At 62.8% G+C, this 7918-nt stretch carries 5 protein-coding genes and 1 pseudogene; 3 read left to right on the top strand and 3 right to left on the bottom strand.

The features are described 5' to 3' along the window. Positions 1–167: pseudogene (locus tag HKD40_RS16830) on the top strand (integrase core domain-containing protein); the annotation flags it as partial. 12 nt (positions 168–179) lie between these two features. Next, on the top strand, positions 180–440 hold the full coding sequence (locus tag HKD40_RS16825) for a hypothetical protein (RefSeq protein WP_169196937.1): 261 nt from the start codon (positions 180–182) through the stop codon (positions 438–440). 797 nt (positions 441–1237) lie between these two features. Here HKD40_RS16825 and HKD40_RS16820 read toward each other — a convergent pair. Continuing rightward, complete coding sequence (locus HKD40_RS16820; protein WP_169196936.1) at positions 1238–3616, bottom strand: MobA/MobL family protein; 2379 nt, start codon at positions 3614–3616, stop codon at positions 1238–1240. 316 nt (positions 3617–3932) lie between these two features. Here HKD40_RS16820 and HKD40_RS16815 point away from each other — a divergent pair, with 316 nt between their 5' ends. After that, complete coding sequence (locus HKD40_RS16815; protein WP_169196935.1) at positions 3933–4760, top strand: hypothetical protein; 828 nt, start codon at positions 3933–3935, stop codon at positions 4758–4760. Between the two features lie 321 nt (positions 4761–5081). On the opposite strand, the gene HKD40_RS16810 is transcribed toward HKD40_RS16815, so the two are convergent. Beyond that, positions 5082–5969 carry a tyrosine-type recombinase/integrase gene (locus HKD40_RS16810; RefSeq protein WP_169196934.1) on the bottom strand — a complete coding sequence of 296 codons (888 nt, stop codon included), beginning with the start codon at positions 5967–5969 and terminating at the stop codon, positions 5082–5084. Then, positions 5966–7864, bottom strand: coding sequence for an AAA family ATPase (locus tag HKD40_RS16805; protein ID WP_169196933.1), 1899 nt, complete (start codon positions 7862–7864; stop codon positions 5966–5968). Before HKD40_RS16805 ends, HKD40_RS16810 begins: the two co-directional genes overlap by 4 nt. Positions 7865–7918: the final 54 nt, after the last annotated feature.

Below are 7918 nucleotides of genomic sequence, written 5' to 3'. Positions count from 1 at the left end.
GATCGCACCGGTCAGATCAACAGGAGTTCTACCAGCTGCTCAGCTACAAGGGCGATGTTGATCTCGAGGCGAAACTGAACGAGTGGGAACGGTTCTATAACTTCGCCAGGCCGCACGGCGCGTTCAAGGGAAAAACCCCTTACGAGGCCCTCCGAGAAAAGCTATAATCAGACAGAAAGATGTCCCGAAAGCACCTGCAGCTTACACTGGTGGATTGGATCGCCGCCGCCGGGATTGAAGACGGTACGCTGATCCCGCCGCTCGATGGCGGGACAGCATGGGCGCTTCACATGGCAGGCTTCTCCATTTCGCGTCTGCCGAAGCCCATCGCCAAGAGAGCCGGATCGACCCAGGGACCATATCAGCCATCAGCGGCCACCCAGCGCGTGGGCGCCGCCCCGACCCGGCTGGTGACGGTCAGGATTTGCTGCGTTTTATGAAGGCTGTCTGCTGGAAATCGGCAAGACCGGGCCTAAGTCAATGTCTGGAACTGACGCTTCAGTGATTTCTCAAGACCATGCCGGGCCCGGGCTGTCAGCCCGTAGTCCATAGCGCACATATCAATTATCTGGGGGGCGTGATTACGGAACAGCATCGCCAGTCTCAGCTGGCCATTATCCCGGTCGGCGTCTCTCTCCCAGCGGGAGCGCTCAATTCGAGCCTCGTTGGTGCCGCCGAGGCCAGACACAGCCCGCGTCGAGCCTTTTATCGCGTGGGCATGCCTCTCCAGCGGGGCCAGGTATGCTCCGCCGCAGCATGGCTTTGCGGTCGATTTCGGCGATTTCGTTGCACCCCTGAAAGGGCAGCATCCGCCCAAGAGGCACGAGGGTCGTCTCCGCACGTATTCAAGTATGTGATGGCCGGACTGCCCGCGAAGCGCTGGCCTCCGGCGACTGGTTGCATCGACGGGCCTGGCATTGGTGCAGACCATGTAAGCCGGCGACACATTTTTTAGCAGCCATGACCATCTCGTCCAACAGCAGGTTGCTGACGACCCCGTCGATGGGATTAGCCTTAACGCAATATGCGTCTGATTCAGAAACCCACGTAAAGGTGATCGCCCAGCAAGAAAACTGCAGTGACGATCAGCGCCCTCGACGAACCTGAATGCGGTTTATCGGTATGTGGAATGGAGCGACGTGAAGGTTCGGCCACGCCCATGTAGCACTCTTGTTGGCGACAAGACCAGGTCACCATAAGCAAAGAGGGGCTGGGCATTCCGGAGAGGTGGCAGCGCTCACCGAGTTTCGGATTCATCCCAGTCGTCAGGCGTCACGTCGTCAGGGGGTTCGTCAATGTGGAGAAAGGCGTCGTCTTCGTCGAAAGCCTCTTCAAGTACGCAGGGCTCGTGCGACGGATCGTCGTCATGGGTGTCCTTGGGGTCGATGAAATCTTCCGGTCGAAAATCGTCATCGGGCGGGATACCGAAGTCGTCGGCAAGGTCTTCGTTTCCCGTGGGCAATTGGCCGGCCAGGCTCGACGCAGAATTGAGCTGCTCGACAAGCTTGGATACGGGCATTGTCAGAGCCACCTCCATGCCCGGCATGGCGGTGGAGTTCGCGACGCGGAAAGAGCCCAGGATCGCCTGGATATGATGGCGGTAGAGCCGGGCAATCTCACCTGCCAAATCAAAGCCGGTCTCGTCCGCGAGGGGCTGGTCCGTCGCGAATGCCGCGGCGGCCAGGAACAATCTTTGGTCTCCTGCGACCCGCGCAGTCGTGTTGATCAGATGCGCCAGGGTCGGTGTCCGTCCGGCATCGATCAGCAGCGCCGTGCGTTCCGGGGGGAAATGGCCATATAGTGGCGTGAGGCGCTCGGCATCGGTGAGGACAAGGATGATTTCGTCGGCTCGATCGGCAGCGGCATCCGCATCCTTGATCTGGTCCGATATTTGCTCATCAAGACCGAGGGCCTGGCGGTCTGCCGCAGATAGCCCGACGAGGCGCGTCGGCTGCTCATAGCTCAGAGTCCTTTGGGCATAGGCGAGACGCGATGCGTGATCGGCAAACACTCTGGCGTGACCGCGCTGCAATATTTCGGCAAGGCCGGCCAGGTCGCGATCAACCGGGGCCATCCGGCTGGGCAGAATGGCGTCCTTACTGCTCGGCAAGGCGTGGGTCGGCCCGCAGTCGGCGATACGGTCAACGATCGGGCTGCGCGGGAAGACCAGCGTATGCGGGCGGCGGACGAACAGCAGTCGACAATTGTGGCCCAGTACTGTGTCGAGCAGGGTTTCGAGATCAGCCAGTTCGAGCGCATCGGGCCTGTCCACAATCACCAAATGCCCGGCGTGGAGTTTTTTCTCCATCTGGCCCGAGATCACGAACCGGACCCGTTGCCGGCCAAGCGCAGCCAGAGTCATGGCCTTGTGGCCGAGATGGATTGCCTCCGTTCCTGCATGGGGTGCGACTTCATCCAGCGCCGGCAGGATCGACCCGAAATCGCCCGTTTCGATGGTCACCAGCCGGTGACCATTGGCAAGGCAGTCGACAATGGCCGGAGTGAGATCGGGGTCCCGTTCGAGACGGGCAATGGTGCTTGCCACCGTTGCCCTGGAAAGCACGGTTGGAGCGCGATTGCTCACAATGGATTGCGCAATGCCGGCAATGCGCCGGGCCCGCTCGAGCGTTGCGCGGCTTGACAGCCAGGCCGTCGCTTCGCCGGTCAGCGGATTTGGCAAAGGCAGGGCACCGATCGCTTCCAGGGTCTTATCGGTGCGGGCGGCGAGCGCCGGACCTCCAAGATCGAGATAGCGCGACAGGAGATCGGCCACCTCGGCGCGGGTAAAGACCGGTTCGCTGAACTCGGGCGCCGCTAGCAGGGTCTGGGCATTGCGGGCTTCGATTTTCGCGTTGAGCCTTGGCCACATCTGACCTTCTGGCACTTCACCGCGCTCAATGTCGCCCTGAAGCAAGGCCATCGCCCGGGCCGGGCCGACATGCTGGCCAGAATGAGGTGCCCTGAGCCGCACGCGCTGGTCGGAGCCGGCATGGATCAGCGCCGCGTTGAGATAGCGCGTCCATATCTTAGGCCAAGGCACGGCGCAGAGCACCGTCCGGTTCTTGCCGGCGCCGCGGACAAGCGGCTCGAGGATTGTGCTGCGGAGCGGCGAAAGCCCGTCCGGCCCGAGGGAGCGGGGCGTCACCAGGACATGGGCGTGGGGCCAGCTCGAGACCGTGTCGAGCAGATCGGCGATTGAGGGACCATCGGCTTCTTCAATCGCCATGGCCGCGTCCTGGCCGGCATCCTCCAGCTCATGCGCGCCGTGAATGGCAAAGCTCGCGCCAAGGCCATGGCTGATGATCATCGCCTGGCAGAAGGCGTCGACGAGCGCGATGGCTGTATCGGCACCAAGTTCGGAAAAGCGCGGCAGGGCCAGCACCAGTTCGGCGCCCACGATGGCATCCTTGCGCCCGGCCTTCGCTTCGACCGCGCTCCAGAGACCAGCGCCAGTCAATTCACCCGGAGCACCGGTTGGAGCGAGCGTCACCGGCCCGTGGGCAAGGTCGCGGCGATAGGCATGCTCGCCCAGCCGCGCGATATAATTGTATCGCTGGCGCGCATCATGACCCGCAGCGCGCCGCAATATCTGCATGCGTGCAAAGCCGATCGGCATCAGCACCCCTTTTCTCGGAAGGCCCTTGGTCCCTGCCGCGCCCGCTGCCCGGTCCGGCATGACCCATGAGATAGGGACTGGACCGGCGGGATGCGAGGGGGGCGCGTCAACTTTGAGGCGCGCTGGCGCGCCGCGCGTCAACATGCGCACGAATCGACTGGCGCGCGTGATACTCTGAAACGTGAGGTTTGCCAATCACTTGGGCGGGTCTGATTCGGGAATCTTTTGGCTTGAGCTTTGTTTGATCCGAGTCACGCTTGAGTCGCGTGTCCAGGATGGATTCGTAAATTGCAACCCAAAAAGCGGAGTTTTGAACATGAACAAGGAACCAGAGCCCGGCCAGGAGGCAGACGGTCAGCGCGACACCTTGGAGGCGGCGGATCCCGCTGGCGTGGTCGGGCAGACCACCGAAGTCGCGGCACGTCACGATGCCGCCGACAATGCCGATGCCGCGACCGATGACCTGATCAATGGCGCAGAGGCGTATTCGGACGGCAGCGGACTGGCGGCAGGCAACGAGAAGGCCAAGCCGGCCCTGGATACGCTGGGCGCGCGCCTCGTTGCCCAGAAAGAGGCGCTCGCCGAGCAGGCCGAACGCCACCGGCGTGCGCAGCAGAATGCCCGCAAATCGCATGCGGCGCGCATGCGCGCGCTCAAGACCGAAGTGGGGAGCCTCGCGGTCAGCCACAATCTCGTTGATCTGACCAGTTTTGAACTCGAGGGGGCCTTTGTCGACCTCGCGGCGCGCATGTCGGACCCGGCGGAACGCGCTCGCTGGTCCGAGCTGGGGCAAAAGGCGGCCAGCGACCGCGAGGCGGAGCGGCGCCCTGCTGAGATCTTCTATATCGGCCTCGACGGGGTGTCCGATGCCTATCGCAAGGCAATCCAGGGCCATGGGTGCAAGTTCTCGACCCGCTCGGCGCGCTTTGCAACGCTGAAGATCAAGGCGTTGCCCGAGCCGCTCCTCGAACTCGCCAAGCTCCACGGCCAGGCGATCTGGACGCTTGATGAAACTCTTGAAAAGGCCTTCATCTATCGGCCGGGGCAGGATGATGCGCCGATCGCGGACATCGGCAAGGGTGAAGGCAAAAAGACCGGTGGCCTGGGCCGCCGCCTGGGGATGGCGCCGCCGCGCGCCGGTTGAGACAGAAGACGCAGTGACAAGACAGGGCGCCCGAAAGCAGAATTGGGCGTGACGGCGGGCCGGTCGGCCCGCCGATTTCTTTGGCAGGGCAGGAGGGGCAGTCCCATGGAGATCAAGCAGGCCCGGGGCCATGCGCGGGAAAGTCCAGATGCGGGGACATGGCGTCATTCCGGGCCTCCGATAGAGCGAAGGCCGCGCGAGGACCATGCCACACCGTCGGGTGGTGCGGTCATATAAATTGGCTATGGCACGAACGGCTTTAACGCCTAGGGCATGTGCGAAAATGCGAATTGGCGCACATTTTACACGAGACCTTTTGTTTTACCCCCACAAATCGAGATCGACGTTCTCAATGTAGCGCGCGACAACGGCCATGGAGCGCCACCCACCCGCCCGCATGATCTGCAAGGGGCTGTGTCCATCCAGCGTCAGCTGCTGGGCAGCCCCCACCCGCAGTGAATGTCCCGACACGCCCTGTCTTGTTGACGCCGCGGCATGTGCTCGTCCCGCCAGCTTTTTGAGCACGCGCGAAATTGTCACCGGCTCCAGGTAGAGCCGTTTCAGATGCTCTCCATATACAGGTCGAAGGAGAGGACCGGTCTCAATTCCAGTTTGAGCCAACCAGGCGCGAACGCGATCGGAGGTTGCTGACGAAAGCGGCGCAATGCGCCCCTGCCCGGTCTGATCATTCTTGGCCCGCCGCACCAGAATTGAGAGATTGCCGCGCTCATTCTCAAACAGATCCTGCGCACGAAGAGCGACCAGCTCTCCCCGACGACAGAGAGTATCAAAACCCACACGCACAAGGATCTCATCGCGGAACCCGATCAGGTCGTCGGAACAGACCGCGATCAATTGATCCCGCAATTTCGCGGTAACGCCCAGTGCCTGTCTCGGGCGCCCGGGCTTCTGGCGGCGAACCCGACGCAGCGCAAGTTGTACCTCCTCATCGCGCGTCGGATCATCGTAGCGCATGAGGCGATGGATCCGGCCAATGCCGCACAGGCGCCGCCTGATGGTAGAGGGGAGCAAGCGCTCCCCCTCCCCTTTGACATAGGCCACGATCGTGGCCGGTGCTGCCGGCAGAGGTTCGTGACCAGCCGCTTCGCACCATCGTAAAAATTGCTGCATGTCCGTGCGATAGCCGCGCAGCGTGTGGTCGGAATAAGCCCCTTCGAGCTTTTCCATGATCTGCTGGAGATCGATCACGGCTTTGCCCTTTCGCGCGGCTCGGGGCCCCAGACCCGCGACTTCAGCACCAGATCGCGCACTGCGGTCCCCGAAATAACCCGGGCCCGCAAAAGCGCATCCGCCAGCCGCTCGATGGCCTCGCGATGCTCACTCACCAGCGACTGCGCCCGCACCAGCAATTCGTGCATTTTTGCGTCGATGACGCCCCGCGCCTCAGGGTCGAGCACAAGCGGACCCTTGGTGTCGCCCTCGATCGCCGTGAGGTGATCGTAGAGCCCCCACACGAAATGCGCATTGAAGAGAAGGCGCGTCGCCAGTTTGAGATCACTGGTTGCCGCCGCGTCGCTGAGGCCAAGCAGCATCTGGTCGGCCGCACGCCCGGCCAGTGGGACTGTCACCAGATGCTCAAGACTATGGCGGTCAAGGTCGGTGGTGCGAATTTCTGCGAGCATGCTGCCGGCAGAGCCGGGCTGGCCAATGATCGACACCGAAGAGATCGGCACATCAAGATGCGCCGCAATGACGGCGTGGCCTGCTTCATGGATGGCGACACGATAGCGTTCCGCGTGAGGACGATCATCCGTGCCGCCGATCGCGGTTTCGAGATCGAGCAGGGTCAGGGACCGCCCCGCCGCCATGGCGGCAACGCGTGCAGTACCCACCCAGTTCTCAACCGAAGCCGGGGTCGGGTGGCCAAAAGCCATGCTCATATGGACGAGACGAAGGAGTTGGTCCTCGCGCAAGTCCTCTTTGAGATAATAACGGAAGATGTCGGTGATGGCCGCCAGATCCCGGGGCGGCTCAACGCGCACGAGGCGCCCCAGACGCCCATGACGCAGCAAAGCGGAGTCAACTCGCTCGGGGTAATTGGTCGCGCCAATCAGTAAAGCCGGCGTGGGCGAACGACGCAGCCGGTCGACCTGCACCAAAATGCCGGTCACGATCGTGGTCCACCATTCCCGATTGCGCTCATCCAGGGTCGCGCGATCCGGGATGGCTTCAATTTCGTCCACGAATCCGATCGTTTTCGGGTTGTTTTCGAGGCTCTGAAAGAAGCTGTTGGTCTGGCGGGCCACGCCGCCCAAAAAGCCGTCGCTGCGATCAAACCAGTCCTGGGCACTGGTTTGAATCAACTGCCAGCCAGCCGCCTTGGCAATGGCTTCGGCGAGTTTTGATTTGCCACTACCGGTGGGACCTGCCAGCACCGAAAAGGGCGAGCGGCGCATGGAGATTTTGCCCTCTTCCAGCAGGCGCAGGCTGGTCAGCACCTCTTCGGACCAGGCGCGCACCTCCGGGCTCAAGGGCAATGCGCTCACCGGCACCGCATCATCGGGCACGCCCAGATCACTGGCCTTGCGCTCAAGCGTGAGCGTGAGGCGCTTGATGCACTGCGCCGGCGTCGAGCCGGGACGAATGGCTGCGGCAAGATCGGCCAGGTCCAGCCCATCGAGACGGAGTTTGGGCAGGCGCCGGACCGGCTGGCCGGTCACAAGACCAATGGCCTTGCGCAGGCTCGCCGGGCTGAGACCGGCAAAATGCAGGGTAAAATCGGCGCTGTTGCGCAGCGCCTCGGGCACCTGGGCCACGATATCGGTGCTGACGCCGATCCCGGACTGACCGTCATTGAGCGCGAGGAGCAAATGGTCCTCTTCCTGGCTGGACGCCGAGCGTTTGTCGCCCTTGTAACTGCGGACGCAGGTCTGGGGATAGCGGCGGGCCAACTGTTCGCGAAGCGCCCGCGCCCAGCTGGGGCTCTTGACCCCGATCAGCATGAGGAGAGGGTTCTCTTCCCTAAGGCGCGCGTCGAGGGTCGTGGCAATCAACTGGTCGAGGGCCAGCCGGGAGAGGATTTCGGTACTGTTGGGCGTCGCCTCGTCATCCGACTTGGACATGGAGATGCGGGAAAGGGTCATGACTGCTCCTTCGGACCTCCCGCCTGGGGAGGTCCGCGTGCAAAAGGGAAAAGG

It is taken from the genome of Devosia sp. MC1541 (genome assembly GCF_012847305.1).
Taxonomy (GTDB): Bacteria; Pseudomonadota; Alphaproteobacteria; order Rhizobiales; family Devosiaceae; genus Devosia.
Note: the sequence above shows the minus strand (reverse complement) of the source record. Positions and strands in the feature narration are given on the sequence as shown.

Excerpts from the sequence above, each read along its gene's own strand:
- HKD40_RS16825 (WP_169196937.1), top strand. The coding sequence starts at position 180 with ATGTCCCGAAAGCACCTGCAGCTTACACTGGTGGATTGGATCGCCGCC.
- HKD40_RS16820 (WP_169196936.1), bottom strand. The coding sequence starts at position 3,616 with ATGCCGATCGGCTTTGCACGCATGCAGATATTGCGGCGCGCTGCGGGT.
- HKD40_RS16815 (WP_169196935.1), top strand. The coding sequence starts at position 3,933 with ATGAACAAGGAACCAGAGCCCGGCCAGGAGGCAGACGGTCAGCGCGAC.
- HKD40_RS16805 (WP_169196933.1), bottom strand. The coding sequence starts at position 7,864 with ATGACCCTTTCCCGCATCTCCATGTCCAAGTCGGATGACGAGGCGACG.